The organism is Roseibium sp. SCP14 (genome assembly GCF_040329475.1).
Taxonomy (GTDB): Bacteria; Pseudomonadota; Alphaproteobacteria; order Rhizobiales; family Stappiaceae; genus Roseibium.
On the sequence record NZ_JBDZYH010000001.1, the window covers coordinates 557292 to 582219 of the forward strand.

The window sequence follows — 24928 nt, forward strand, 5'->3', positions numbered from 1 at the left end:
CTTTGTCGCATACGATTAGCTGATCAACGGTCCTTCGCCATCGTCGGCGAAGTTCGGAACCAACATCTCCGGCATATCGCCAGGTTCGCCATCGGTCGTCCAGTCGTCGCTGCCGAAGGTGTTTGTGACGTCCGGTGTGACATTGAGCGTGATATCGAAATCAGCTTCGTCAGTCGCACCATGGACATCTTCCACAGTTGCCGTTCCGGTGAGCGATCCTGTCTGGCCTTCATCCAGAGCCTGGGCCATGACCCGCTCCAGGTTCCGGGTGAATGCAACAGTACCTTCCTCTTCATTGATGTTGAGAAGCCCGGCCGTTTCGAGATCGGCGATATCGAGCGAGACTGTCTGCCCACCAAGCGAGAAGCTGAGTGTACCGTCGATCTCTTTGATCTGAAGCGTTTCGGTCTCACCATCGTCGACGTCCTGAGCATTCAGGTAGTCTGCGCTCAACAGGTCCAGAGTGCTCTGGGCCGGTCCATCATTGGCGACGACGTTGAAGGTACCGTCGGTGACATCCTGAACAGTCGGAGCATCATTGCTGCCGGTGATCTTGATCGTCACATCAACGGTATCGGTTCCGCCGAAATTGTCGGCAACCGTGACGGTGTAGGTTTCGAGTACCTCATCATCTTTGTTGAGTGCCTGGACACGAGGATCGTCGTCATCGATCACGTATGACCATTTGCCACTCTCCGGATCGATGATGAATTTACCCAAGGCATTTTCGACTTCCGAAGCTGTGAACGTCATGCCATCCCTGACATCAACGTCACTCGCTAGAATGATGCCCCCTGCTTCATCGGTTCCTTCTTCATCGACGCCCTTTTCAGTGACGTCACCAGAAAGAATGGAATCGACTTCATCGATGACCGGGTAATCGTTCGTACCGGTAATGAGGATCTTGACGTCTCGAGTGTCTGTCTCACCCTCATCATCAGTCACCGTGACCGTGTAGATTGCTTCGACCTGTTCTCCCTGAGCAAGGAAGTCAAGCGCGGTTGCGGCAATCGCGAATGTCCAGGTGGCAGAACCGTTGTTGGTGTTGCCGCCATTCGCATCGGTCTTAAAGGCAGTCGTAAATGCGGCCTTCTGATCCTCTGTAAGAACGAAGCCGTCACCAACTGGCTCGACCGACGTGAACTCCGAAGTCACCACTGGGCGGTCTGTCAGATCCAGATCGGTGAAGGAAATGGTTCCGGTATCTTCCAACATAGCCGGATCATTTGCTTCTTCCACTGCACCAGCAAAATCGTCACCGGTGATTACCGGACCGTCATTGGTACCAGTGACCGTAATGGTGATTTTCGTGGTGTCAGTGCCTTCCGGGAACCAGGCGCGATCGCTTACTTTGACATCAAATGTCAGCGTGAGTTTTTCACCTGCCGCTAGCCAGTCAAGGTCAGCGGAACCGTCATAGTTGTAGACAAATTCGACCTTGTGATCGTCACTCTTCGGAACCTCGAAGACGTTGTCCTGAGGATTGGTGCCACCAAAATCAAAGTTCGAGCTGGACAGCAATCCGGACAGATCAACACCCGGCAGGTCACCTTCCGAATAGCTCGGTGTGCCATCGCCTTCAATCGAGATATAGAGCTTGTCGCCGAGGTCAGGATCATCGACGTAAATGCTGCCTTTCAGCTCTTCGATGGCCTGTGGGTTGGCGTTGTCTTCTTCGGTGATATCCCAGCTCAGATCGCTCTGGTCGACCAGAATTTCCGGCTGGTCGTTGGTACCGATGATCTTTACTGTTACCGGTTGGTCGACAAAGGACGACGGATCGTTCTTGTCCGTAACCCGAAGGGTATAGTCGATGGTCAGGACGTCGCCTTCGGACAGGAAGTCCAGAGCCTGATCTTCGACAACATACTTGTAGTGTACGCGGCCTACATCAGGATCGAAGTCAAACACCCACCAGTCAGCTGCGGAGACCTTGGCGAAGACATCGCCAGGCATCGGGATTTCCGCATCTTCGTCAGATTTGAGGGTAACGTCCGGATCACCATGCACATCGACCTTGAAGTTGTGCTTGTTGACTTCGGTGTCCGGGTCAACAATTTCAAAGACACCTCCACGAACGTGTTTACCGGTGCTTCCCTCTGTATCGACGCTTTCTAGAATCGGCAGCCAGTTCGAATTGATGTCCCAAGTCACCGTCGGAGCATCGTTGGTACCGGTAATTGTGATGGTCACATCTTTGGCAGCAGTACCACCGTTACCGTCATCCATCGTGATGGTGAAGACAGCCTCGACCTGTTCGCCTTCAGCCAGGAAGTCAAGCTTCTCCTCAGCAATGTCGTAGGTCCAGTTGACCGTTCCATTGTTGGTATTGCCAGCAGCGGCTTCGATGCTGAAAGCAGCTCCAATTGCAGCCTTTTGGGCAGCTGTAAGTGAAACACCATCGACACCTGAAACAGACTTTACGCTGTCGCTTGCTGTTGGAGTGTCATTGAGATCCAGATCCGTGAAGGAAATGGAACCGGTGTCGCTCAAGGTAGAAGGATCGCCTTCAATGATTTCCCCGGTCATGTCGCCACCGGTGATAACAGGACCATCGTTGGTACCCGTGATCGTGATGGTGATTGTCGTGGTGTCAGTGCCTTCAGGGAACCAATTACGATCGCTGACTTTCACGTCGAAGGTCAGAGTGAGAGTCTCACCAACAGCAAGCCAATCCAGGTTCGCAGATCCGTTGTATCCGTATGTGAAGTCAACGTTCTGACTGTCACCTTTGGGAATCGTGAAGACGTTTTCTATCGGGTTTGCGCCGAAGTCGAAATTCGTGCTCGCAAGCAAGTCAGACAGGTCGACGTCCGGGAGTTCACCTTCAGAATAGGTTGGCGAACCATTGCCCTCAATCGAAATGTAGAGCAGGTCACCGAGATCGGGATCGTCGACAACAATGGTGCCTTCGAGTTCACCGATCACCTGAGGATTGGCATTTTCAACTTCGTTAACGTTCCAGCTCAATGTGCTTTGATCGACGAGGATTTCCGGCTGGTCATTGGTACCAATGATCTTGACGGTAACCGGTTGGTCGACAAATGAGCTTGGGTCGTTCTTGTCTTCAACACGCAGAACATAGTCGATGGTCAGGATTTCGCCTTCGGACAGGAAGTCGAGAGCCTGATCTTCTACCTGATACTTGTAGCCGACACGGCCCACATCCGGCTCGAAGTCAAAGACCCACCAGTCAGCGGCAGAGACCTTCGCGAGGACTTCGCCCGGCATCGGGATTTCAGCGTTCTCATCAGAGCGCAGGGTTACGTCCGGTTCGCCGTGAATGCCGACTTTGAAGTTGTCCTTGTTGACGACTGTATCCGGATCGACAATTTCGAATACACCACCACGAACATGTTTTCCGGTGCTGCCTTCCGTGTCGACGCTTTCAAGAATCGGGACCCAGTTCGAATTCAGGTCCCAGGTGATCATGGGTGCGTCATTAACACCGGTGACCTCGATCTTGATCTCGGCCTTATCACCACCGGCGACCTGGTAGACGAAAGTGTCGGTACCTTTTTCGTTTGCCACAAGTTTGTCGGTTTCAGAGGTGTAGAAGTACTGTGCTTCCCCTGTCTCCGCATTCACACGCAGAACACCGAATTCGCCGTTTACTTCGAAGTTGCCAAATGCATCGACTTCAGTGTCCAGCTGAACTTCGGTACCGTCGGAAAGCTGAAGAGCCAAACCGGTGATAACAGGAGCGTCCGGCGCCCCAAACGTATCGTCGTTACCGAGAATGTTGAACGAGCTTGCCAGATCGTAGTCGTCGTTGCCGGCTGTTTCAGTAACAGCAACTTCATCATCATGAGCGACGAGCGCACCATCGGTAATATTGAAGAGCTCTACACCGCCGTCTTCACTGGGATCTGCGAATTGCACCAGTTCGATGTTGTAAAGCTTCGTGGTCGCACCGTCTTTCGAGATGCTGACAGAACCATCATCGTTGGTGACAACATCATAGTCTTCGGCCTTGCCGACGAACTGCGCAACGTCCGAGGAACCGCCACGGCCGTCGATGATGTCACCGCCACCGTTGCCGAAGAAAATGTTGTTGAGACCGTTACCCATCAGGATATCGGAATTCACGGTACCGATGGCGTTTTCGATCGAAGACAGCAGATCGATGTCGCCACCCTTGCTGAGCGCGATACCTGCTGCAAGGTCTATGAAAACGCCGTTTTCGGTGCTGTTGAGATAGGAGTAGTCGATCGTGTCGACATCGTTGCTACCAAGCAGAAGGTCAATGCTGCCATAACCAACCAGCGTATCATTGCCGGCGCGAGCCAGCACAATGTCCAGACCTGCACTGCCTTCAAGCGGAACATCGTCATTTTTGGTGCCGTGAACAAAGTTGATGCTTGACACATCCGGCGAAGGATCATTGCCTTCGGCCTCGACGTAATTGCCAAGGATTGTTGCGCCATCGAGCGACGCCTCATTCTGCCCCTTGATCGCGGCCACCTGGGCCCGAATGGAGTCAAAAAACTCCTCAAGATTAATATTATTACCCATTGATCTAAATTCCTCACACTAAAATCCAAGGCCGCCGGTTTCGACAACCTGCGGTCAATGTTCGGCCACACAACCTGTGTCCAAAAAATGCGGAGACACCCTAGGGGGATTGTCTACAATTGGTACATTCCCCAAATGGGGGGCAGTTTTCACAATCGAAAAATTTACCAAGTAGATTTTGGAGATACTCGAATTTCCAATTCAAAAACAACAAACTAAAAATATCTATTTCAATCAGATAGTTCCGAATTAGTTAACGTCACTGTATCAGCAATGTATCCAGCAAGTTAACCATGCGTTAACATTTCTGGTTGCATCTCGGCTTTTAACCGGCAATTGTAGGCCTCGCGCTCTCATGTTTTTTTTCAGTGAGGGAGGCATTTTGAATTTTTGACACTTTAAGTTTCTTCTCAAAGTTTTTGTCTGGGCAGGAAATATGAAATCTGATTTGGACGCTTTTTGCAGTGAAGTTTATGACGGCGTCGATGACCCGCAGATGTTTGAAAAGTCGATACAGACAGCCACGCGAATGCTCGGTGTCGCCCGCGCTCATCTTTTTCTGCTTGGTGGGGAGAATGGTGAGAACGATCTGAATTTCACCGCAAATTTCGACCCTGATTTCCTTCAGGAATACCACACTGAGTACATCAACATCGACTACAGAATCGAAAGCATTCGAAACAAAAGAGTAAATTCAGTTCTTTTGGAACAAGATATCAACGATGAAAATCAATTAAGATCAAACCCGTTGCACAACGAATTATTCCCTAAGCACAAGGTTTACGCCCTTATGGGAAGTAATATCAGTGTCAACGGCAGCCTGGGCTGGTTCGGAGTGTCTTCATTGCGAAAGGGTATGTCCTTCACGCAAGACCAACAGACGTTGTTTGAAAGAATTATTCCTCATGCTCGCAGAGCACTGCACTTAAGGCAGCTTCGACAAGAGGCTCGTGCACAAATGCAGGCGTTTCAGTCCGCGAACGATTCAATGACCCATGGTCTGATTCTAACGTCGGGCGACAACATCGAGTATGCCAACAAGCGGGCAAAGGATATCCTCGCCGCCGGTTTCTTGTACATGCGAAAGGCAGAATTGACATGTGCCGACCCTGAAGAGCGTCAAAAGCTGCAATTGGCGGTCCGCAGGGCCAACTCCGGCAGAGCGCCCCTGGTGCGGCTTGCAGACAAGCGCACAGGAGACATCTACGCTGTACAGATGTTCAACCCGCTCCCTCGCTTCATTGACGGGAAACTGGAATCTGCCCGGAACATGACCTACAAGATCGTTCCGTTGCGCGGCCCCGAGCCTCCCACGGAGCAAACCATTGAAAGGATGAAACAGTTCTTCCAGCTTTCAGAAAGTGAAACGCGGGTAATCTCTGCTTCCCTGTCGATGACATCGCTGGCTCAATTTTCCAGCGCGAGGAACATTCAGGAAGATACAGCACGCAAACAGTTGAAATCGGCTATGCGCAAGATAGGCGTGCAATCTCAGAAGCAACTTTTTCAGCTGCACGAACAGTTCAAGATTTTTCTATAACGTCCGGACGGTCGATACGAAGCGAGGTGTTGTTTCAACCCGAGCGAAGCGCCGAGTTGCAGTTTCACTCAAGATCACATGACAATCCGGTTTGCTCTCCCCACAATTGAACAAAAGTCGCCTCAATCACAATGCCTACCGCCAAATTACAACGGCAATCGCGCAACTTGCTTGTTGGCGTTCGCTTGAGTGCTGAACCCATAGGAATGCCTTCCAGGGCAATCCGTCAAACAGGGTGACTTTGGACCGCAAGCACGTCCTGCGTTCCGCGCGTGACCGCAGGACGGAAACGGCTCTCAATTTGCAGATAACACGCCAGGACAGGCTTAACTCGATAGCGATGGGATCTCTTATTCGAGACGGGATGCGGGAATATCGACGAAATCACATCGCGCATCAAAGTTCATGCGGCGATTTGGACTTCTCTTTAGAAAACCGACAGAAATACAATGATTTTCAGACAAAAATGGCGGAGAGGAAGGGATTCGAACCCTCGAGACCCTTCCGGGCCTACTCCCTTAGCAGGGGAGCGCCTTCGACCACTCGGCCACCTCTCCGGCAAACGTCGTGTACGAATAAAAGCATCGGAATTCAAGGCGTTTTTTCGCCCCAGGTGATTTTTCCACTGCGGCGCTTTAACAGCTTCGTGCGGCAAAATGCGGAGAACGAACAGACAATTGCCGAGATTTTCCTGCAAAACCTCAACATTTTTCCTTAGTCGTTCCTCCCCCGCAGCTTCCACCCTATTTGCCGAAAGGTCCGTTCGCCAAAAGGCGTTTTGCTGGCTGACTGATGGCGTGAACAACAAGAAGCCGGAAGCGGTCGCAGGGTGTTTCAAATCACGAGTTGTCGCCTTAGCTACCAGAACAAACACCTGATCGGCGAGACCAGGAACCAAGCAGCTATTGCCTCTTCACATACATATGACATTGCCCCTGCTCTTCATTCAGCAAGAACCCCTTGTCGGCCAGTTTCGATACCATCCGTGCAACTTCATCGGCCCCAACAACATGAGGATGAACTTCGACAACAATCTTGTCGACTGTGGACAGATCCGACTGTCCCAGCAGCTCAACCTCGGCGCCTTCAACGTCCATCACAAGGACATTCGGCAAAAACTCTGCAAGAACGTCCGCCATGCTGTCGCATTCGATCAGTTGCCTTTGATCCAGGTTTCGGTCGATCAGGCTGGACGAGATAACATTGTCTGAAATAAAGAATTCGATTTGCCCCGCGTTCAACGCAATCGCCTTGTTCCTCAATTGAGGCGTCAGGTTATTCAAAGCAAAGTTCTGCCGGATTATGTCCTGGGTTCTCTTGTTCGGCTCGTATGACAGAAGATTGTCGACCCCGACTATTCGCGCGCAAGTCAAGCTGACCAGTCCGATTCCCGCACCAATCTCGAGAACCCGGTCTCCCTCCTTCAGGTATTTCTCAACAAGGATTCTTTCGTCTTGTTCATATGAATCATCATACAAGTATTTTACGATATCTTTTGGAACGATAGTTCTGTCTGAGATTAATCTAATTCCCCCTACCGTCACACGTTTCTTTTTCATGAGATGAAAAACACGTCTCCTGAATTTGAAGAACTTTTCTCTCAGCTTTTTTGTCAGTTCACTTTGCATAATGCATAAGACCTATCTGCACTCGACTTGTCAGGAGGAAGCGAAGCGTTATTCATTGGGGTGACGAAATACATCAATTCCAGCGATTACCGCAACGGGGCAATCTCGATGCCCCATCCTTCAGAGTCAGCTCGACAGGCTGTTCGCCGCCAATCCCCACCTCCGGCTGGTTCCCTTGCGGTCCGCACATGTAAAAACATGAAAATGCTCCGGGATCGCGCTTCTTCTCATCAACAGCAGTCTTTGTTTCAGTAGCCGCAATCGTTTGTTGAAGTATCCAAAAGTCTGGCTGATCAGCTCAACAGCATCCGACTCTCCAGCTGTAAAAGGCTCGCACCGGACTCAGCGCCTCCAGGAGGGAATTTGAGATCTTTCGGCAGCTCAATTTCGCTCTGATTAACGGCTTACCAGGGCAAACCTCTTCGCGATCCCACTGCCCTTTCACTGCTTCAGGCCACAAAACCGACACAGTATGGCGGTCTCAATCGAACCCAAGGTTGTGCACGAAACAAATCAGCTTCCGGGGAACGATAGGTGGAGATTTCGAGCACTTCAGCTTTAAACCGTCTCATTGCAAACCGGTTCCCGTGGATTTGCGCTCTCTGGCTTCATGCCGCAGTACTTGTCGTAAGCGTCAACCTCGTTGCTCCCAAACTTGAAACCGCTCGCCCTCCAAGCGCAATTGCCGTGGAGTTCTTTACTCAAGTCCCGGGTTACCTGCCGGCAACCGAGCTGCAGAGGGGTACAAATCAAAGCGAGGCTTCTTCCGTCACCGGTACTCCCCTTGCTCTTTTTTCAACTTCTGAAAGTTCGGATGGCAAAGCAACCGCTCAACGACAAGCAGAGCGACGCGACATTCCTGATATCGACGCAGCGCAACAGCCAAAAATGTGGGTTTCAGCAACGACGTTCCATGCGAACGATGTCTTGTCGGACCCTCGTTCGAACCAGGCACGCACTGCGCTCCGGACGCTGATCTCGCATGACAGGAAAGAACAAATTTGTGCCCTGGAAGCAATGGAACAGTTGAGACGAACGCAACAGGGTTTCCGCCCGACAAGGCTGGCACCACACGCCTTTCGCAATTCCAATCAGAAGAAGAACGCGATCTTCGTACCCGCAGGCGCTGTCCGCAGCAACCGGGTCTGGTACGAGATCACCTATAGATGCCAACTTGATGTAAGCGGCACAAAAATCGAACGTTTCGAGTTCGCCCTGGGCTCGGAAATTGACCGTTCGCTTTGGGATGAGCACGGTCTGGCGCCCATTCATTGAACGGCTAGCGACAATGAAAATCGGTTTGGAAAAATGGGGACGCGGCAGAAACTTATTGCTGCCGCGTCAAACACAGATTGCAGGTTCAGGTGCCGTTTGGCCGGCAGCCTTCGGCGCAATCAATGCATCGACAGCCATTCACGAGCGGAGCGCTGTGCTTCCGCGATCTGGGCCGGGCTCATCTCACCGGAAATTTCCTTACGGTAGCGAACCGCTTCGCTATTGCCTTTGAGCGCGGCAATGTTGAACCACTTGTGCGCGGTCACCAGATCCGTGTCACCATGACGGCCACACGCACTGTCCAGTCCCATCTGAAACAGAATGTCGGCGGTTACCGGCTTTTCTCCAATGATGGCCATGTCGGCCGAGTGCATTTCAAAACGAGCCATGTTGCTCCCCTTTCATCCTCTGTAAGACTTCCCTAGAAACGCAAGCTTTCGCGTGGCTTTCCCTGTCGTTTCTTGAGGTCTACTTCATCAGGAGCAGTTAAATGGCCAGTTAAAATACAAGTTTAACGCAATGCGAATAAAAATTTAAATAAGTCTGAATTTTACTTAAAGGTAATCATAGCAATTCGAATTTCCCTTTTATTTCAATGGTATTCGCTGAAAAATTGACGAACCCGATAAAGACTCTGTTCACCAAGCGCACAGTTTGAGGCACTATTTCCTTCTCTCGATGTTTCCCGACCGCTTCACACAGCTTGAGCATAAGGAGAGTGATTGATGTCAAAACGGCCAGTTGTTTTTCTTCATGGCACCAATGCCGGACCGTGGACCATGGAGACATTCAGTGGTTTTTTTCAAAGCCGCGGTTTTGACTGCCATACTCCCACTTACCGCCATCACGAGCTTCCGGATTCAGAAGAACGAACTCAGGCGCTCATCGGAACCAGCATAAAAGACTACGTCGATGACATTGCGGGGTTCATCAAAGGCCTTGATCAGCAGCCCCTTGTGATTGGACACTCCCTCGGTGGACTGGTTGCGCAGTTGCTGTCCAGCCGTGGCCTGATCCATGCTGGTGTACTCATCAACAGCAGCATCATCAACGGGACCTCCCCCACAACTGATATGGAACGGGCACTTGGAAAACTCTTCATGTCGGCCGGCCGGTTCTGGGAAATGACGCCGGGACAGGATTTCGAACTTCTGGCCGCCTATGGCCTCAATACAATGCCTGAGAAGCAGCAACATGAAATCTGCGACCGGCTGAGCACCGAGTCCGGAGCTGTCCTGTTCGAGCTGTTCTTCTGGATGTACGACGTCAATCAAACCACAAAGGTCGATTTTTCCAAGGCTAAGGCCCCTCTCCTGTTCCTGTCCGGCTCCGAAGACAAGGTTGTTCCACCTTCTACGTCCAAAACGATGGCGGAGCGATATGGAGACCTTGCGGACTTTGCCGAAATCCCCGGGCGTTGTCATTACATGCAACTGGAAGAAGGCTGGGAGCAGATAGCACAGCAAAGCCTGGACTGGATCGAACAACTGTAGGCAATTCGAAGCCAAAATCCAGAATGCGGTTCCACAAAGTGATCCTCACGAGAAGCGCCTGAAACATCAATTGTGACCACTGACAGGAAGCAGCGACACAGCGGCATTTCCGTTCCGGGTGGACCGGGCCGGTCCTTTCATCCGCACACCCAACTTCCAGTACGCGCATCCCGTTTCAGAAAAAATCCGGGAACTTCCCTTGGGTGACGGGTTTTCAGTCTCGGCTCCGAACTATAGATTACGTTTCCGTAAACGGAAACCATACCGTTCGGGAGGAAAAATGCTGAAATCGATCGCTGCGCCAGTACTGGTTGCCGTAGGCTTGCTGGCCAGCTCACTTACACCCACATTTGCAACCGATGCCATTGGGGATTGGGTTCGCCCCAACGGGGCATCCAAGATAAGGATCAGTTCCTGCGGCGCCGCTCTGTGCGGCAAACTGATCTGGCTCAAATCTCCACGTAATGACACTCAAAACCCGGATACCTCAAAACGTAGCCGGCCTCTGGTCGGCGTGCAAATTGTCCAATCCATGAAGCCGACCGGAAAGACCGGCCAATGGAAAGGCAAGGTCTACAATGCAGAAGATGGCAAAACCTACACGGGCTATATTGAATTGACTTCCGCTAACAAGTTGAAACTGGAGGGCTGTGTCATGGGTGGATTGATCTGCAAAGGCGAAACCTGGTCACGCGTGAAATAGGCAACGGCTCTTATTTCCGTAAAATCAGATCGGATTGATCCGGTCACAGCCCCGTCGCATTTGCTGGTCATGACTTGTGGCGCAACCGTTTCCAGCTAATCGATGGGGTTTACTCTTGTTTTTTTCCACTTCTTCATTCCATCTGAAGCAGTTGAGAACGACCGGACTTCTGCTCCCGATCTTGATGCTAACAGTCCTTACCAACGCTCAAGCCGCACCGGACATTACCGGAAACTGGCGCACTCCTGACGGTGCCATCGTTCAGGTCTCCCAATGCGGCTCCGCACCTTGCGGCAAGATCATCAAGTTTACTCCTCCGCCAGGGAAATCCATGGCAACCACGGTTGACGCCAACAACAAGGATGCTTCCAAACGCAGTCGCAAGATCCTGGGACTGAAAGTGCTGTGGCGGATGAAGCCTGATGGCAATGCCTGGTCGGGGCGTGTCTATGACCCGAGACGCGGTTTCAGCGCAAATGCAACCGTGCGCAAGAAGGGCGGCACCAAGCTTGAAATCCAGGGCTGTGTGCGCGTGGTCTTCAATGTGTGCGAAAAGGAAATCTGGCAAAAGGCCAACTAGAGGCTTCCGCGCCATTCTCACCGACAGGCCCTACTCGCTATAAGCGTCGATTGACGCCCACTCCCGCTATGCGTCTAGTGATCCTGATCGACCGAACAGCGGGAGGAGATCATGACCAGGAAATTTGTCGCGCTGGCGGAAGGAGACAGCTGGTTCAATCTACCTGATTTTCCGATCAGCCTACCCATCGCCGGAGGTGCTGATACCGATCTGGTCAGGGAATTGCAGAAACGTGGCCACCGGATCGATGGCATCGCTCACTTCGGCGACACATTGACGGCCATTGCGGATGCGCAGGATTTCGTAACGGCGCTGCAGAAAACCCACTATGCCGCATTCCTTCTTTGCGGAAGCGGCAACGATTTGCTGGGTAGCGGCGACTTGTGGAAGCACCTGCACATATACCACTTTGGCTGGAGCGCCAAGGAACACATCAAGAAGAGCTTCTACATCGAAGTCGCACAGATGGCGTTACTCTTTCAGGAAATCATCGAACTGGCCCTGGAGAATTCCAGAACAAGAAGCTACGGATCATCAGCCATGGCTATGACTACACGCTCCCTCAAAAAGGCGGCTTCTGGCTGGGTGAATCGATGAAGCGCCAGGGTATTGCGAAAAAGAAACTTCAGAAAAAGATCGTCAGAGTCATGATCGATGAGCTCCACGCAATGCTCGACCGCTTGAGCAATCAGTACAAGAAACACTTTTCGTACGCCAAATTTCGCGAAACTGTCGGGAAACGCTGGCACGATGAATTGCACCCGCGCAAATCTGCATTCAAAGACTTGGCGAAAAAGCTGGAATCTCAAGTCGAAACGGTCGTCTAGCGACGACCAGTTCCGTATCCATGTTGCAGAAAGTCCCGATGTGAGACGTTCAGCACGTTCTTACCTGGCTTTCTGCCCGAACAGAACGCTCTGCGCTTCCTTGTCATCTTCAATCACGAGCTTTTTTTGCTGCTCGGCTCCGACCGCAAGACCCCGCTGGACGGCGCTGCGCGCTTCCAGCCGTTCCCGCCAGGCCTTGACGTTGGGAAATTCGGCCAGATCAATGCCTTGTCGCTGCCAGCGCTGCGCCCAGCCGAATATGGCAATATCGGCGATTGTATATTCTCCGGCCGCCACATACTCCCGGCCTTCAAGTCGCCGATTGAGGACACCGTAAAGCCTGTGCGTCTCGTTGAAATAACGGTCCTTGGCATAGGGAACTTCTTCGGGCGCATAATGCCGGAAATGGTGGTTCTGGCCAAGCATCGGTCCGAAGCCACCCATCTGCCACATCAACCACTCTTCCGTTTCGACACGCCTTCGCTCGTCCTGCGGATAGAACTTGCCGAACTTGCGGCCGAGGTACTGAAGGATCGCGCCGGATTCAAACACCGATATCGGCTCACCATCCGGGCCTTCCGGGTCAACAATGGCGGGCATGCGGTTGTTCGGAGCAATTGCCAGAAAATCCGGCTCGAACTGCTCTCCCTTGCCGATATTGACCAGTTTCACCTCAAAGGGAACTCCAAGCTCTTCAAGCATGATGGAAGCCTTCCAACCGTTCGGCGTCGGCCAGAAATAGAGTTCAATCGGCTTGTTCTGGGAAACTGGCATGAAATTCCTGCTCCTGATCCGTCTTGCTTCGCAATCAATGGTCTTCCGGTGTGAACCAATCCTCAGACCAGCATCTTCTTGTAACCGAGATGGCTTTGGACGTAGCCAAGCTGCAGGTAAAAATGATGCGAGCCTTCCCGTTCCCTGTTCGACGTCAGCTGCACCATACAGGCGTCCATCTTTCTGGCGATCTCTTCAGCATGGTTCATCATCAGCCGCCCTATGCCCGCACCGCGCTGATCGGCACGTACATGCACGCTTTCAACTTCAACCCGCGGCCTGCCCTTGAAAGCAATGCCCCTTAGGAAATGGATCTGGTACGTTCCCACGACTTCATCGTTCTCATTCAAGGCAGCGTAGATGTCCGCTTCAGGAGCGTTCGTGAGTGCCTCGAACGCAGGTGCGTATTCCTGCCAGCTCGTAAATTCCTTGTTTCGGCGGACGCTTGCAGCCCCGGCGTTGATGATTTCAACGATTTCACGGAGGTGGCTGGCCTGCGCTTCCTCAATACGGATCTTCGATGTTTCCTGATGGGCCAAAGTCGGCTTCCTGTTTTCCGGTCAAATGAAGGCTGGCCTGGAAAGTCATAACGGCTTGCATGTTTCAATTACAGTTTTAATCGGATTGGAACCGCTACCTGCACTCTCATTTAAACAGCGCCTCTTAGTGTTTTTCCTGGTTTGTCGAGCAGAAAGGCAGGACCGGAAACATGGGTGATTTGGGTGGTTGGGCGATGGCAATCGCCAGCGGGCTGACAGGCGGGGCGGTCGTGTTCGGGCTCTCCGTTGCAGCGAAATCGAAGGCTCCTCGACAAGGGCGTATTTGCCTGTTGACCTATGGCACGCCCGTCAAGGTTCTGACGATTGCCATGGTCCCGCTGACACTCTTTGTCGTTTACGCCATGCTGAACGCCTCATCGGACCAGATGCTGATGGCGTTTCTTGTTGCTTGCGGTTTCATTGCCGGAACGGCTTTTCTGGTCTATCAGGTCTTTTTTGTCCGTTTCGGCTATGATCGGAACTCCGTCTACTTTGACAGCCCCTTTTGCAGAAACAAATGTGTTGCCTGGGAAAACCTGGAAAACGTCGGCTTCTCCCTGCTCGTTCAGGCGCATTACATCGAGGTCGCAGGCATCGGCCGGATCTGGTGCTCCAGCTTTCTCAACGGCCATGACGAGTTCGGTCTGTTTCTGGAGTCCAAAACAAGAACTCTGATCGGATCAGGTTCCTGACCCTGCAGACAGGCAAATTCGTCAGTGACACAACGGGTCGGCACGGTCCAGTTCCGCCACTCCCCACCAGGTTGTCCGCCACCCAAGCTCCTTCCACAGATGTGGCCAGGCTCCGGAAAGATAGGTCGCAGCGACCGGCTCTGTCGCTTCGCCAAAGGTGACCCTGGAATAACGTTCGTTCGCCGGGGTATTCGGTTCCCGATCTCCCTCTTCCCAGATGAAGAAGCACTTGTCCCTGGGGTCTGATTTTGCCGGAATGGCCTTGGTCACTATGCGAGCCTGCGGAAACAGGACACGCAGGTTTCCCCCTGTATAGCCATTGTCGGCGATCAAAGTTGCGGAGGAGGCTCCAAGGTCCTGGAGAGGTTGCGTCAGGTCGGCATAGGGCTTCATGTGCCTGCACTTGCCGCCGCACCAGAATTTGTCCGGAGCGAACATGCCGGGAACCCTGGCGACAAACGCGGTGGCAATCACGGCAAGAATAACCGCTGCGAGCCAGCGCCACTGCTTGTGAAACTCAAACCGCTCCAGATCCGCAAAAAGAAAGATCGGCAACAGGAGCATCAGCGGATGCATGTGCCGTTCCTTGACGTAGGTTGCACCGGTTGCGGCAATCATCAACGCAGTCAGAACAACCATGGCCAAAACGGTGCGTCCACACAGCCGCGCAACATCGTTCACAGCCGGTATAGCGGGCGACACGCGCCCCAGATAGCGGGGCCAGAACAGCAACAACAGAACAGGCAGAAGAGGAACGGAAAAGCCAAGCAACCCAAAGGCAAGTTTGCCCAACCCTTCACCGGCCCGCATCACATGAGAGGTTTGTGCCGTGACACCCATCGTCTGAGAAACGGAAGACAGGAGCTTGAGGCCTTCACTCAAGATCCAATAGGCATAGGGGCTGTAGACCAAGACTGCCGCGATCGGTACCAGCAGGACACCGATCAAGCGGATCTTTTTCCGCCAGACAGGATCGCTTACGGCCGCTATCAGGAGCGCCAAAGCGAAGATCGGATAGGAATGCTTGCCCAACAGGCCTGCACCTGCAACCGCACCGAAAGCGAGGTAAAAACCGAGGCGTCCGGTCTCAAGCGCCTTTATGAAGAAGAAGGCACTTGCGGCACAGGCTGTGGTCAGGACAACTGTGTGTGTGACCCCTTCATGAAGGTTCCAACCGAACTGGTAATAAAGCGAATAGGAAAAGGCGCAAAGCGCCGCCAATCGCGGATCTGAAATTGCCTTGCGGGCAATCAGAAAAAGGAACAGCGCCGCAATCGAAATCAGTCCGTATTTGACCGAAAGGGCCGCCCAGATTGTCGGTCCGAAGACCTGTTGCGCCGACCAGAGCAACCACTCATAGAGCGGAGGTTGCCGCAACATGTAGCCAGGTTGCAGAGTTTGCACGAGCACATTTTCGAACATGTCGTCGGTGCCCAGAACCGGCGTATTGAGTGCACGAAGCAGAAGGTGGGAAAGCCCCCACAGCGCGACAATCGCCCAGACACCGAACGGTGTAGCATAAATTGGTGTTTCTGACGGGCGGGATGTTGTTGCTGCTGTCATTCGGCTCAAGCGTGCTGTTCTGTCTGTTCTGCGTTTAGCCTATCCCGATGGAAAAGCCCAGCGCGCTGCATGGCGTTTCGCTTTCTGCGGATTCGCGACAATGGCGATGAAAAGTACTTGATACACGGCGGTGCTTTTGGGCGGATTTCAAGAAATTGAGCACGGTACTTCATCGACACCAGGTTTCATCTTGCAATCCGTGCCGTGCGCTAAATCTTGAAGTGCGAAAGGGCTCGAAATCCGTTCAGCTGCGATAGGTGGCCAGCTTGTAGGCTGCGAAGGAGAAAAAGACACCAAGACCGGCCTCAATCCAGCGCCGGCTTTGACGGTAAAACTCCACGACCGGTTGCGTGGAAAAGGTGATGGCATAGACGAGATGCCCCAGAACCGACATTAGCGTGCAGCTGATAACAAGCGAGAGGCCCACCCACAAGGGTGCATCGGGTCCCAGGCCAACGCCGACAATCGCAATCCAGTGAAGGGCGGCCTTCGGATTGGTCAGCTGAATGGTCAGCCCTTGCAGAAGTAACTTGTTGCCCTTGGCGGAGCGCGCCGCCACCTTTCCGTTTGGTGTTGCTGCGGAGCGAAAAGCCTTGTAGGCGAGCCAGATGAGATAGAGCGCTCCCAATATCTTCAGGAGCGTTATTGCATGCGCGTAGGCAGCGATGAGCGCGGTAAGACCGGCAACGGTCAGCGACGCCCAGATACCGGAACCGATACCGACTCCGAGCGCGAGCTCAACGCCGGACTTGCGCCCCCGTTCCATGGAAGTGCCGATGATGGCAAGAATATTCGGCCCGATACTTATGAACCCGACGGCGAAAATACCAAGAGCCAGAAGAAGGCTCGCAAGATCCGCGTTCATATCAACTCCCCATACCAGATACCATTGGGCTGCTCTCGTTGAGCTGACCAGTTTCTGAAGGCGTTGAGAGTATCAGGCGAATCTTCCGGGACTCAATCCAGAAAAGTCCAGGTGTCCGCGCCGTCGAAATGACGATGACCGATGGTCTCGATGGTTCCCGGCTCCGCAAGCCGAAGATTGACTGCCATCCTGCCCCTGGCCTCTCCGGCAATGGCCTCCCAGTGGGTGGTCGATCCGCAGGTCTTGCAGGTATGAAAGGCGAGTTCCATGTCACCGCGCGAATAGGCCAGCGTCGCCTCCGGCGTGGAGGTAACCTCGATGTCCCCTGCCTCACCATGTCCCCAGACGGTGCCAAGGCTGCGGCAGATCGAGCAGTTGCACTCGACCGCAAAGCGAGGCTGGACCTTCATTTCGTAAGATACAGCACCGCAGTGACAGGAACCGGTGATCGGCAATGGAACCGTGCGAGATGTCTCCTCCCCCGACATCTCCTACTCCAGACCAATCTTCTGTTTCAGCAGCTCGTTGACCGCCTGCGGATTGGCCTTGCCCTTGGAGGCTTTCATCACCTGACCGACGAACCAGCCAACGAGGTTCGGCTTTTCCTTGGCCTGTTCAACCTTGTCCGGATTGGCAGCCAGGATCTCGTCGACCACCGCTTCAATGGCGCCAAGGTCGGTAACCTGTTTCATGCCGCGCTCTTCGACAATCTGCGCCGGGTCGCCGCCTTCGGTCCAGACGATTTCAAACAGGTCCTTGGCGATCTTGCCGGAAATCGTGCCTGCCTTGATGAGGTCGATGATGGAACCGAGCTGGTCGGCGGAAACCGGGCTTTCCGCCAGATCCTTGCCTTCCTTGTTCAGGCGGCCGAAGAACTCATTGATCACCCAGTTGGCGGAAACCTTGGCGTCACGCCCCTTGGCAACCTTCTCAAAGAAGTCGGCAGAAGCCTTTTCAACAACGAGAATGTCAGCGTCATAGGCCGTCAAACCATAGTCGTTGATGAACCGGCTCTTCTTGTCGTCCGGCAATTCCGGAAGATGGCCTGACAGATCGTCGACAAAGGCTTGAGTGAATTCCAGCGGCAGCAGGTCCGGATCAGGGAAGTAGCGGTAATCGTGCGCCTCTTCCTTGGATCGCATTGAACGGGTTTCCCCTTTTACCGCGTCGAAGAGACGTGTTTCCTGATCGACTTCGCCACCGTCTTCCAGAAGAGCCACCTGGCGGCGTGCTTCGTATTCGATCGCCTGGCCGACAAAGCGAATGGAGTTGACGTTCTTGATCTCGCAGCGTGTGCCGAACTCACCGCCCGGACGACGAACGGAGACGTTGACGTCCGCCCGCATGGAACCCTGATCCATGTTGCCGTCACAAGTGCCGAGGTAGCGCAGGATGGTGCGCAGCTTGGTGAGGTAGGCCTTGGCTTCGTCCGAAGACCGCAGATCCGGTTTGGAGACAATCTCCATCAGCGCAACGCCGGACCGGTTCAGGTCGACGAAAGACATGCTCGGATGCTGATCGTGCAAGGACTTGCCGGCGTCCTGCTCCAGGTGCAGGCGCTCCACCCCGATTTCGACCTGCTCTTCAGGCATGTCCAAAAGGATCTTGCCTTCGCCGACGATCGGCTGCTTGAACTGGGAAATCTGGTAGCCCTGCGGCAGGTCCGGATAAAAATAGTTCTTGCGGTCGAACACAGACTTCAGATTGATCTCGGCCTTGAGACCGAGGCCGGTGCGGATCGCCTGGCGAACGCATTCCTCGTTGATCACCGGCAGCATGCCGGGCATTGCAGCGTCAACAAGGCTGACATTGTCGTTCGGGTCCTTGCCGAATTCGGTCGAGGCACCGGAAAAGAGCTTGGCTTCGGACGTGACCTGGGCGTGGACTTCCATGCCGATCACGATTTCCCAGTCGCCGGTCGCGCCCTTGATGAATTTCTTCGGATCGGGTGTGCGTACGTCGACAATCGTCATTTTCGTCAAAAATCCTGTTCTTTGCTATTTCGCGCTGGATGTGGCAGCCGACAAGAATTGCTGCGGCGCGACTTTGTGGTTTCATGACGTAGTCGGGAATTGCCTTGCCTGCAAGGATTTCCTTGTGCGTGGCACCAGCTTTCGCACAATGGACCTGTTTGCACACGGATTTCCCCTGCCGATGGCAATTCCAACCAAATGTCAGCTGTCCGGACCGTTTTGCGCCCTTCCCGTTCGCATGATGAATCCGATTAGAACGGCAACGGCCTGATAAAGCTCGATCGGTATCTCCTGATCCAGTTCAATCTGAGACAAGGCTTCGGCCATCATGGGGTTTTGTTCAATCGGAACACCCGCTTCACGAGCAATCTTTTCGATTTGCTCCGCAACAGTCCCTGCCCCTTTGGCGGTGACGACAGGTGCACCTTCGTTCTCATATTGGAGCGCTACGGCTACTTTCTTTTCGGTCGGGTTTTTCTCAGTCATGCGCTGTGCTCAGGATTGACGGTCAATCAAAGCGCCGTATCTGGCGGCGGTTTTGGGGGGAAGACCTCGTACCAGGCGAAACTCCTGAAGATCCAACCCTGCATCGGCGAAGGCGGCCTCCATCGTCTCGCGAACTGAATTCAAATTGTCGTAGGTTTCCTTCCGATCGACCCAAAGGCTCGCAAAGGTTCCACCGCCCCTCAAACTGATGGCGGCCTCCAGCGGCCCGGTTGCGGTCAAGTCAAGCGCGAACCGCAAGCGCCAGGCCGGTTCACCTTCCTCTTCTTCATCGCGACCACCACCGTCACGGCCAATCTGCATCTGCAAGACCGCGGTTTCCTGACCGAGGGAAAGCGGCAACTCAACCACGACATCCGCTGGGCGAGAGCTTACCTGAGGGCCTTCCTCCGCCATCAGACCGGTATTGGCCAACTGTGTAATCCGCAACCGCGCAAGTGCTGCGTCCGTTTCCTTCAACAGCGATTGTAGATTTTGCTGTGCACTGCCTGAAACATATCCGCCGGTTGGTTGCTGAGCCTGTCCCTGCGGTGCGCCATGTCGCGACGGGGGCGCAGGTTGGTTTGCAGGTCGTGATGTTTCGGTTTCCGCACCAAACTGCTGCAGGAGCGACTTGAACGACAGGAGAGCGGACTTCAAATCCGGAAACCCCGTCGGCTGGCCACCACCCGGCAGAAACGCCTGAGCTTCCCGAAACTGGCCACTCAGGCGCACAGCTTGCTGCACATCGCCGCCGTTCAATGCCTGGGACGTGTTCAATCTCAGACCAAGTATCTGCTGCATTGCTTTGACCACCGGATCGGGAACCGACACCCTTCCGCTCGATTGAGCTGCTGTAAGGTTGCCGATTTGCGTGAAAAGCCCGCTTAATCCAGCTTGCTGCTCTGCCAACGGCTGCTGAAATGTTTGGGCAAGTTGCCGAACCGGGTTGGAAGGTGCGAGAGACTGCACGCCACTGAAATGAGGCTGAGCTCCGGATTGCAGTGCAGGATAAGGCTGCCGGGGTGGGGTCCGAAAACCTCCCGTTTCATTGCCGAGAAAGCGCCCTGTCACAGGGACACCCGGATCGGCTGAAAAGCGAGGTTGTACAGAATTCCCGGTCGAGCCCCCAGACTGTGAACTGGAAGAGGTCACTCCTGATGGCAAAGCCGCGGTCGGTCCTTTCGGGAAATCACCGGCCGGTTTCACATTTGGAGAACTTTGCCCTTGCAAGGTCGGCGTTTCGATAGGCTGTGTCACAGGAGGCTGAGCTGTTGGCACCTGCGTTCCTGGCGATTGCGAAACGGGACCAGCCTGAACCGTTCCCGCCGACTGAGGCAGTTGACCCGGCCCCTGTGGCGTGGGTGCCTGGGAAACAGCGGACTGCGTTGCTGTGGGCCGGGCCGCCGTCGAACTTACAGATTGGCTTGCACTGTTCGAAATTGCCGGGGCTGAGGGCGATGCCGATACCGGTTCTCCCTTGCTGGAAAACTGAACAGAGGTTCCTGCGGGAGATTGAGCTCCGGATGACGAGACCGAACCTGCTGAATTCGGCACGGATCCTTGAGAGATCGCCTGAGAGGAATTGCTCGGTTGGAGCCGGGTTCCGTTGGAACCAGATTGACTTCCTGAACCGACCATAGGTGCCTGCTGCGACACTCCGGCTTTCGGGGGTGTAGAAATCTGCTGCAGAGCCCCTGCCGCATTTACAAGGTGCCCTGAGAGCGTCGACTGCTGCCCCGTACCGGTTCGCACAGCATCGGGGACTGTGGGGCCACTTGTCGTAGAAGCAGCCTGTGTTGAGACGGATGTCGGTTGTCCGCTGGAACCGCCCACTCCTGAAGTCGGCGGTTGAGAAGAACTCGCCGCCGTGGTCGGTGCTCCGGACGAAGTCGGCTTTGGCTGTCCAACTGTTTTGGCCGCAGGTGTCCCGGAAACCAAGGGCGGCGTTTGTGTAGTTGAGGGTTGGGTCCGCAAACTATTGGGCAATGGTTGTGCTGGTGCTGCGGACACACGGCCTGCCTGACTCTCAACACCTGATGTGCTTCCCGGGGAGGAGGGACCTTGTGGTGACGCTTGAGTGGTCCCGTCCAATGCCTGCACCAGGCTGGCAACGATCGGTGCCGGTTTGTAGGTAGCATGGGCTTGAGGTGAAACAGATTGCCCAGCTGTTTCTTGTACCTGTCCCGCTGTCGTTGAGCCGGTCTGCGTTGGTGGCGCCGTTCCCGATTGGGGTGCGGATTGGGCCTTGACCGTTGAGAGCTGGATCTCCGGCTGTTGCTTGGTGCCGGAAACCGTGATCGTGACCTCTGAACCGACCGGAAGCGGTTGGGGTATGCGCAGATCCAGCTTGGCGTCCGTTGTTGCCAGACGGACAACACCACCCGGCAGGTTCGCCTCCACTTTGGCATGAAGCTCGGCGCCAGGTTCAAGTTTGGAAACAACCGCAGAACCACCGGAATTTTGGGGGAGCGGCTGTGTACTGACGGTTTCGACCATCACCCATCTCCAGGTGTCCGGACCCTACCCGGGACCAAATATTTCAGCGGGTATGATCGAGCGCCACGAAAGAATCAGAAGCGCTCAGTATGATCCGTTTCCCTTACCCTGGAAAGACTGCCTGTTGATACTGATCAAAGCCCGCTCTTTCCAAAGACAGCATAGTGTGTGGCAATCGTCGGCTTTGATGAACGCACCGACCGGAAAGAAATCGATAAGAGCTGTGCCGAACTTCCCCGGAACCTGCCCGGTAGAAGGAGAGACCGAGTGAACTGGATGGACCGCCTTAACGAGCGCGCTGAACTGATGGGCCGCATGCTTGAGACCATTGGGGCAATGGAAAATGTACCAGCTGGAACTCAGGCTGACATCGACATGCGGGCAGCTGCCGTGCGCTGCATAAATTGTCGAGAATCCGACACCTGCCTGAAATGGCTTGAAGAACATCCCAATGGAGCGCAAAGGGCCTTGCCCGAATGTCCGAATGCCGAGCTGTTCAACAGCTGGCTCGACAACTGACCCTCAAATCAGCTGAGACGGTTTCGAGCCTTCTCAGCTTCGGGATCGGCGCCGGTTGAGCCAGTAGGTCAGGCTCCCCGCAAGAGCACCTCCGACAAATCTGAAGGGAAACATCGCCAAGGCCCCTGCATCCTGAGAAATCGGGTGCGGCAGCTGAAGCAAACCGACGGCCGCTTCCAGAATCAGGGAAATTACTGCGGCTGCAAAGCCTGCGATCCACAATTTCCGGGAACTGTCGGCGCGCCATCCAAGATATCCCCCGATCAACAGTGCGAACGGGTTAAGCAGGCCGGACAAGCCAAACAGGTCAATCCAAGTATCAGAGAAGGTCATCATGCCCCTCTCTTATAATTGGCCTGCTCAAAAATCGAGAGATTTTCCTTCCTCGTCAAAGGAAAGAAACGGGGCGTAGAGCAAGCCTCTCCTCTCCGACGCGAGTATGACACCGCCAGCACAACCCTGAACTTTGTCCGCAAGTTGTTGTAAATAACGATATTCGTCCAACAACCTGACTTATGGTTCAGCAGAGTAGTGCCCATTTTGTTTTCGAGCACTTTGTGTTAACGTGTTGCGGACCTCTATTTCAGACAATCTGCCGAGAGATGCAGACGTTATTTCAATTAAGTTGTTTTAATCATGGCTTTACTCAAATCACTTCCAACCGACGACCCGACCGTCGATGCACTCAGCAAGTCCGATCGTAGACTGGCTATTCTTTGTGGTTACTGCGGCCGTTTTCGATACATGAACTGCGCTAAGTTTTCCCAGGATCAGAAAGTTTCCGACCTGAGCCAGTCCCTGAGATGCGGAACCTGCGGTTCCGAAGACGTGACGGCCGTAGCCGTTTCCCGAAATCCGGAAAACGGTTACTGGCCCGCGGAGCGAAGTTGATTGCCAGCACGCACAACCTCCTGAGATTGTACCGAAGCCAGAGCGATCAAAGCAAATATGCAACAATGCAGGAAAGCTCCCCTGCCTCCCTTCTCCACCAACCGATCACTGATTGCCCCCGTGGATGCGCCGTGTTATAGGCGCTGCGTCTGATAGAGAGGTTTTATGCGCGGATCACGCGAGTCCCGGTAATCCCCGGCTGATATCAGCTGGGGTCGTGCATTCAGCGCCACATGCGACTTGCTGTGGTGGCTGCGGAATTGCATTCAAAATCAGGCTTCTCAACATCAATGGACATTTCCAAGGCCGAGCAGCGGGTTCTGCACCTGCTGGCTCAAGGCGGCTATATCCTCGTGGAAAAGGACGAGGACGGCCGTATCGTAAATCAGGAAACCGTAACGCGTGACGGTTGGTATTGGGGTGGTTGCTCGACACACCTCTTTCGAAAACTGAAATACAAGCGCCTCATTGCGTCAAGAAACAGCGGACCTTACCGGATAACCCAACTGGGGCTGAAACGCGTTCGTTCACAGCTGGATAACCGCTAAATTCCAACGGCCGGGCTCTTCCCTTGAGGAAAGTCCCGGCCGCTCATTCTTCAATGTCAGGTCTGTCACCAAGCAGATAACGGGGTCCCCTGCCATGCCGGGACGCTGCATCGCCCGAATTATAGAGCTGACAGGACTTCATCGAGAGACAGCCGCATCCGATACAGGCGTCCAGCTTGTTCCGGAGAGCTGTCATACGCTCAATACGCTGATCCAGATGAACGCGAAACTCTCTGCTGATACGGGTCCAGTCCGCTTTCGTCGGAGCCCTGTTTTCCGGCAAGCGCGCAAGTTGCGTTGCAATCTCGCCAATCGTGAACCCGAATTCCTGCGAGACAAGAACGAAAGACAGCCGCCGGATGTCAGCTCGCAGAAATCGTCGTTGTCCGCCCTGGTTTCGGGTCGGGTGAACCAGCCCCTTTTCTTCGTAAAAGCGGATGGCGGAAACCGAAAGTCCTGTCCGCTCGGCAAGTTCTCCGATGGTCAGAAGATCACTGCCCTTCATAACCTTTTTCAAAATTTGATACTTTCCCTCTTGACCTCAACTTAACTTGAAGAATTATCTCCAGTGTCCGGCTTAAGTCAAACTTGAGAGGACAAATGATGAGCACGACTTTTCTGGAACATGTAAACGTCACCGTAAGCGACCCGGCGGCCACAGCGCGTCGGCTGAAGGACTGGTTCGGCTGGGAAGTTCGCTGGAAAGGTGCAAGCCTGGGCGGTGGCACGACCTACCACATCGGCAATGACACCAGCTATATCGCAGCGTATTCACCGGCACACTCGACGACGCCGGTCAAGGGAGAGAGCTATAGCCAGCATGGCGGCCTCAATCACATTGCAGTGGTCGTCGATGACCTGGACGCTGCCGAGGCCCGCATCAAGGAAAGCGGTTATGTGACCCGAAACCACGGCGACTATGAGCCTGGACGCAGATTCTATTTCGATGACGACGACGGTATCGAATTTGAGGTAGTGGCCTACGAATACTGACAAGATATGGGCGGCTTGCTGCCGCCCA

General features: G+C 53.9%; 24 protein-coding genes and 1 tRNA gene. 11 read left to right on the plus strand and 14 right to left on the minus strand.

The window, feature by feature from the left end; translation table 11 throughout:
- Nucleotides 1-15: 15 nt before the first annotated feature.
- A complete protein-coding gene (locus tag ABLQ08_RS02520) occupies nt 16-4515 on the minus strand; it encodes a VCBS domain-containing protein (protein ID WP_352939152.1) in 4500 nt (1499 codons plus the stop codon).
- 436 nt (nt 4516-4951) lie between these two features.
- On the opposite strand from ABLQ08_RS02520, the gene ABLQ08_RS02525 reads away from it, so the two are divergent.
- Nucleotides 4952-6055 (plus strand): helix-turn-helix transcriptional regulator, encoded by a 1104-nt coding sequence (locus ABLQ08_RS02525; protein WP_352939155.1) that lies wholly within the window; start codon nt 4952-4954, stop codon nt 6053-6055.
- Nucleotides 6056-6522: 467 nt separating this feature from the next.
- On the opposite strand, the gene ABLQ08_RS02530 is transcribed toward ABLQ08_RS02525, so the two are convergent.
- Nucleotides 6523-6612: transfer RNA gene (locus ABLQ08_RS02530), tRNA-Ser, on the minus strand.
- A gap of 345 nt (nt 6613-6957) precedes the next feature.
- A complete protein-coding gene (locus ABLQ08_RS02535; protein ID WP_352939158.1) occupies nt 6958-7683 on the minus strand; it encodes an FkbM family methyltransferase in 726 nt (241 codons plus the stop codon).
- A gap of 534 nt (nt 7684-8217) precedes the next feature.
- Between ABLQ08_RS02535 and ABLQ08_RS02540 the strand changes: the two genes are divergently transcribed.
- Nucleotides 8218-8958, plus strand: a complete 741-nt coding sequence (locus tag ABLQ08_RS02540) for a DUF930 domain-containing protein (RefSeq protein WP_352939161.1) — start codon at nt 8218-8220, stop codon at nt 8956-8958.
- Nucleotides 8959-9077: 119 nt separating this feature from the next.
- Here ABLQ08_RS02540 and ABLQ08_RS02545 read toward each other — a convergent pair whose 3' ends face one another.
- Nucleotides 9078-9317: a hypothetical protein gene (locus ABLQ08_RS02545; protein ID WP_417714896.1), complete on the minus strand. Its 240-nt coding sequence runs from the start codon at nt 9315-9317 to the stop codon at nt 9078-9080.
- Nucleotides 9318-9683: 366 nt separating this feature from the next.
- On the opposite strand from ABLQ08_RS02545, the gene ABLQ08_RS02550 reads away from it, so the two are divergent.
- From ABLQ08_RS02550 to ABLQ08_RS02565, 4 genes are all read left to right on the plus strand, one after another.
- Entirely contained in the window at nt 9684-10451 is a 768-nt protein-coding gene (locus tag ABLQ08_RS02550) for an alpha/beta hydrolase (protein ID WP_352939166.1), read from the plus strand.
- 280 nt (nt 10452-10731) lie between these two features.
- Complete coding sequence (locus ABLQ08_RS02555; protein ID WP_352939169.1) at nt 10732-11154, plus strand: DUF2147 domain-containing protein; 423 nt, start codon at nt 10732-10734, stop codon at nt 11152-11154.
- A gap of 115 nt (nt 11155-11269) precedes the next feature.
- Nucleotides 11270-11734, plus strand: coding sequence for a DUF2147 domain-containing protein (locus ABLQ08_RS02560; protein WP_352939172.1), 465 nt, complete (start codon nt 11270-11272; stop codon nt 11732-11734).
- Between the two features lie 111 nt (nt 11735-11845).
- Nucleotides 11846-12331, plus strand: a complete 486-nt coding sequence (locus tag ABLQ08_RS02565) for a hypothetical protein (protein WP_352939175.1) — start codon at nt 11846-11848, stop codon at nt 12329-12331.
- A 290-nt stretch (nt 12332-12621) separates the two neighbouring features.
- Here the strand turns inward: ABLQ08_RS02565 and ABLQ08_RS02570 are convergent, their stop codons facing one another.
- Both ABLQ08_RS02570 and ABLQ08_RS02575 read right to left on the minus strand, forming a co-directional pair.
- A complete protein-coding gene (locus tag ABLQ08_RS02570; RefSeq protein ID WP_352939178.1) occupies nt 12622-13335 on the minus strand; it encodes a glutathione S-transferase family protein in 714 nt (237 codons plus the stop codon).
- Between the two features lie 62 nt (nt 13336-13397).
- Entirely contained in the window at nt 13398-13874 is a 477-nt protein-coding gene (locus ABLQ08_RS02575; protein WP_352939181.1) for a GNAT family N-acetyltransferase, read from the minus strand.
- A gap of 170 nt (nt 13875-14044) precedes the next feature.
- Here ABLQ08_RS02575 and ABLQ08_RS02580 point away from each other — a divergent pair, with 170 nt between their 5' ends.
- Nucleotides 14045-14566 carry a hypothetical protein gene (locus ABLQ08_RS02580; RefSeq protein WP_352939184.1) on the plus strand — a complete coding sequence of 174 codons (522 nt, stop codon included), beginning with the start codon at nt 14045-14047 and terminating at the stop codon, nt 14564-14566.
- A 21-nt stretch (nt 14567-14587) separates the two neighbouring features.
- On the opposite strand, the gene ABLQ08_RS02585 is transcribed toward ABLQ08_RS02580, so the two are convergent.
- The 6 genes from ABLQ08_RS02585 to ABLQ08_RS02610 form a co-directional block, all read right to left on the minus strand.
- On the minus strand, nt 14588-16129 hold the full coding sequence (locus tag ABLQ08_RS02585) for a glycosyltransferase family 39 protein (protein WP_352939186.1): 1542 nt from the start codon (nt 16127-16129) through the stop codon (nt 14588-14590).
- A 244-nt stretch (nt 16130-16373) separates the two neighbouring features.
- Nucleotides 16374-16994, minus strand: coding sequence for a LysE family translocator (locus ABLQ08_RS02590; protein ID WP_352939189.1), 621 nt, complete (start codon nt 16992-16994; stop codon nt 16374-16376).
- Nucleotides 16995-17086: 92 nt separating this feature from the next.
- Entirely contained in the window at nt 17087-17482 is a 396-nt protein-coding gene (locus tag ABLQ08_RS02595) for a GFA family protein (protein WP_352939192.1), read from the minus strand.
- A gap of 3 nt (nt 17483-17485) precedes the next feature.
- Nucleotides 17486-18967: an Asp-tRNA(Asn)/Glu-tRNA(Gln) amidotransferase subunit GatB gene (gatB, locus tag ABLQ08_RS02600; protein ID WP_352939194.1), complete on the minus strand. Its 1482-nt coding sequence runs from the start codon at nt 18965-18967 to the stop codon at nt 17486-17488.
- A 201-nt stretch (nt 18968-19168) separates the two neighbouring features.
- On the minus strand, nt 19169-19453 hold the full coding sequence (locus tag ABLQ08_RS02605) for an EscU/YscU/HrcU family type III secretion system export apparatus switch protein (RefSeq protein ID WP_352939196.1): 285 nt from the start codon (nt 19451-19453) through the stop codon (nt 19169-19171).
- Between the two features lie 9 nt (nt 19454-19462).
- Nucleotides 19463-21949: a flagellar hook-length control protein FliK gene (locus tag ABLQ08_RS02610; protein ID WP_352939199.1), complete on the minus strand. Its 2487-nt coding sequence runs from the start codon at nt 21947-21949 to the stop codon at nt 19463-19465.
- Nucleotides 21950-22225: 276 nt separating this feature from the next.
- Between ABLQ08_RS02610 and ABLQ08_RS02615 the strand changes: the two genes are divergently transcribed.
- On the plus strand, nt 22226-22468 hold the full coding sequence (locus ABLQ08_RS02615; RefSeq protein WP_352940502.1) for a DUF6455 family protein: 243 nt from the start codon (nt 22226-22228) through the stop codon (nt 22466-22468).
- A gap of 33 nt (nt 22469-22501) precedes the next feature.
- Here the strand turns inward: ABLQ08_RS02615 and ABLQ08_RS02620 are convergent, their stop codons facing one another.
- Nucleotides 22502-22804: a phosphatidylglycerophosphatase gene (locus ABLQ08_RS02620; protein ID WP_352939202.1), complete on the minus strand. Its 303-nt coding sequence runs from the start codon at nt 22802-22804 to the stop codon at nt 22502-22504.
- Between the two features lie 300 nt (nt 22805-23104).
- Between ABLQ08_RS02620 and ABLQ08_RS02625 the strand changes: the two genes are divergently transcribed.
- The gene (locus ABLQ08_RS02625; protein WP_352939205.1) at nt 23105-23359 is read left to right on the plus strand and encodes a hypothetical protein; all 255 of its coding nucleotides are present in this window, start codon (nt 23105-23107) and stop codon (nt 23357-23359) included.
- 290 nt (nt 23360-23649) lie between these two features.
- Nucleotides 23650-23907, plus strand: coding sequence for a YjhX family toxin (locus tag ABLQ08_RS02630; RefSeq protein ID WP_352939208.1), 258 nt, complete (start codon nt 23650-23652; stop codon nt 23905-23907).
- Between the two features lie 43 nt (nt 23908-23950).
- Here ABLQ08_RS02630 and soxR read toward each other — a convergent pair whose 3' ends face one another.
- On the minus strand, nt 23951-24412 hold the full coding sequence (gene soxR / locus ABLQ08_RS02635) for a redox-sensitive transcriptional activator SoxR (protein WP_352939211.1): 462 nt from the start codon (nt 24410-24412) through the stop codon (nt 23951-23953).
- 95 nt (nt 24413-24507) lie between these two features.
- Here soxR and ABLQ08_RS02640 point away from each other — a divergent pair, with 95 nt between their 5' ends.
- Entirely contained in the window at nt 24508-24900 is a 393-nt protein-coding gene (locus tag ABLQ08_RS02640) for a VOC family protein (RefSeq protein WP_352939214.1), read from the plus strand.
- The last annotated feature ends 28 nt before the right edge of the window (nt 24901-24928 follow it).

Coding starts and splice junctions, on each gene's coding strand:
- ABLQ08_RS02555 (WP_352939169.1), top strand. CDS start 10,732: ATGCTGAAATCGATCGCTGCGCCAGTACTGGTTGCCGTAGGCTTGCTG.
- ABLQ08_RS02625 (WP_352939205.1), top strand. CDS start 23,105: ATGGCTTTACTCAAATCACTTCCAACCGACGACCCGACCGTCGATGCA.
- ABLQ08_RS02520 (WP_352939152.1), bottom strand. CDS start 4,515: ATGGGTAATAATATTAATCTTGAGGAGTTTTTTGACTCCATTCGGGCC.
- ABLQ08_RS02630 (WP_352939208.1), top strand. CDS start 23,650: ATGGACATTTCCAAGGCCGAGCAGCGGGTTCTGCACCTGCTGGCTCAA.
- ABLQ08_RS02550 (WP_352939166.1), top strand. CDS start 9,684: ATGTCAAAACGGCCAGTTGTTTTTCTTCATGGCACCAATGCCGGACCG.
- ABLQ08_RS02610 (WP_352939199.1), bottom strand. CDS start 21,949: ATGGTCGAAACCGTCAGTACACAGCCGCTCCCCCAAAATTCCGGTGGT.
- ABLQ08_RS02590 (WP_352939189.1), bottom strand. CDS start 16,994: ATGAACGCGGATCTTGCGAGCCTTCTTCTGGCTCTTGGTATTTTCGCC.
- ABLQ08_RS02545 (WP_417714896.1), bottom strand. CDS start 9,317: ATGGCCATCATTGGAGAAAAGCCGGTAACCGCCGACATTCTGTTTCAG.
- ABLQ08_RS02525 (WP_352939155.1), top strand. CDS start 4,952: ATGAAATCTGATTTGGACGCTTTTTGCAGTGAAGTTTATGACGGCGTC.
- ABLQ08_RS02570 (WP_352939178.1), bottom strand. CDS start 13,335: ATGCCAGTTTCCCAGAACAAGCCGATTGAACTCTATTTCTGGCCGACG.
- ABLQ08_RS02620 (WP_352939202.1), bottom strand. CDS start 22,804: ATGATGACCTTCTCTGATACTTGGATTGACCTGTTTGGCTTGTCCGGC.
- ABLQ08_RS02595 (WP_352939192.1), bottom strand. CDS start 17,482: ATGTCGGGGGAGGAGACATCTCGCACGGTTCCATTGCCGATCACCGGT.
- ABLQ08_RS02640 (WP_352939214.1), top strand. CDS start 24,508: ATGATGAGCACGACTTTTCTGGAACATGTAAACGTCACCGTAAGCGAC.
- ABLQ08_RS02535 (WP_352939158.1), bottom strand. CDS start 7,683: ATGCAAAGTGAACTGACAAAAAAGCTGAGAGAAAAGTTCTTCAAATTC.
- soxR (WP_352939211.1), bottom strand. CDS start 24,412: ATGAAGGGCAGTGATCTTCTGACCATCGGAGAACTTGCCGAGCGGACA.
- gatB (WP_352939194.1), bottom strand. CDS start 18,967: ATGACGATTGTCGACGTACGCACACCCGATCCGAAGAAATTCATCAAG.
- ABLQ08_RS02580 (WP_352939184.1), top strand. CDS start 14,045: ATGGGTGATTTGGGTGGTTGGGCGATGGCAATCGCCAGCGGGCTGACA.
- ABLQ08_RS02615 (WP_352940502.1), top strand. CDS start 22,226: ATGGACCGCCTTAACGAGCGCGCTGAACTGATGGGCCGCATGCTTGAG.
- ABLQ08_RS02605 (WP_352939196.1), bottom strand. CDS start 19,453: ATGACTGAGAAAAACCCGACCGAAAAGAAAGTAGCCGTAGCGCTCCAA.
- ABLQ08_RS02565 (WP_352939175.1), top strand. CDS start 11,846: ATGACCAGGAAATTTGTCGCGCTGGCGGAAGGAGACAGCTGGTTCAAT.
- ABLQ08_RS02585 (WP_352939186.1), bottom strand. CDS start 16,129: ATGACAGCAGCAACAACATCCCGCCCGTCAGAAACACCAATTTATGCT.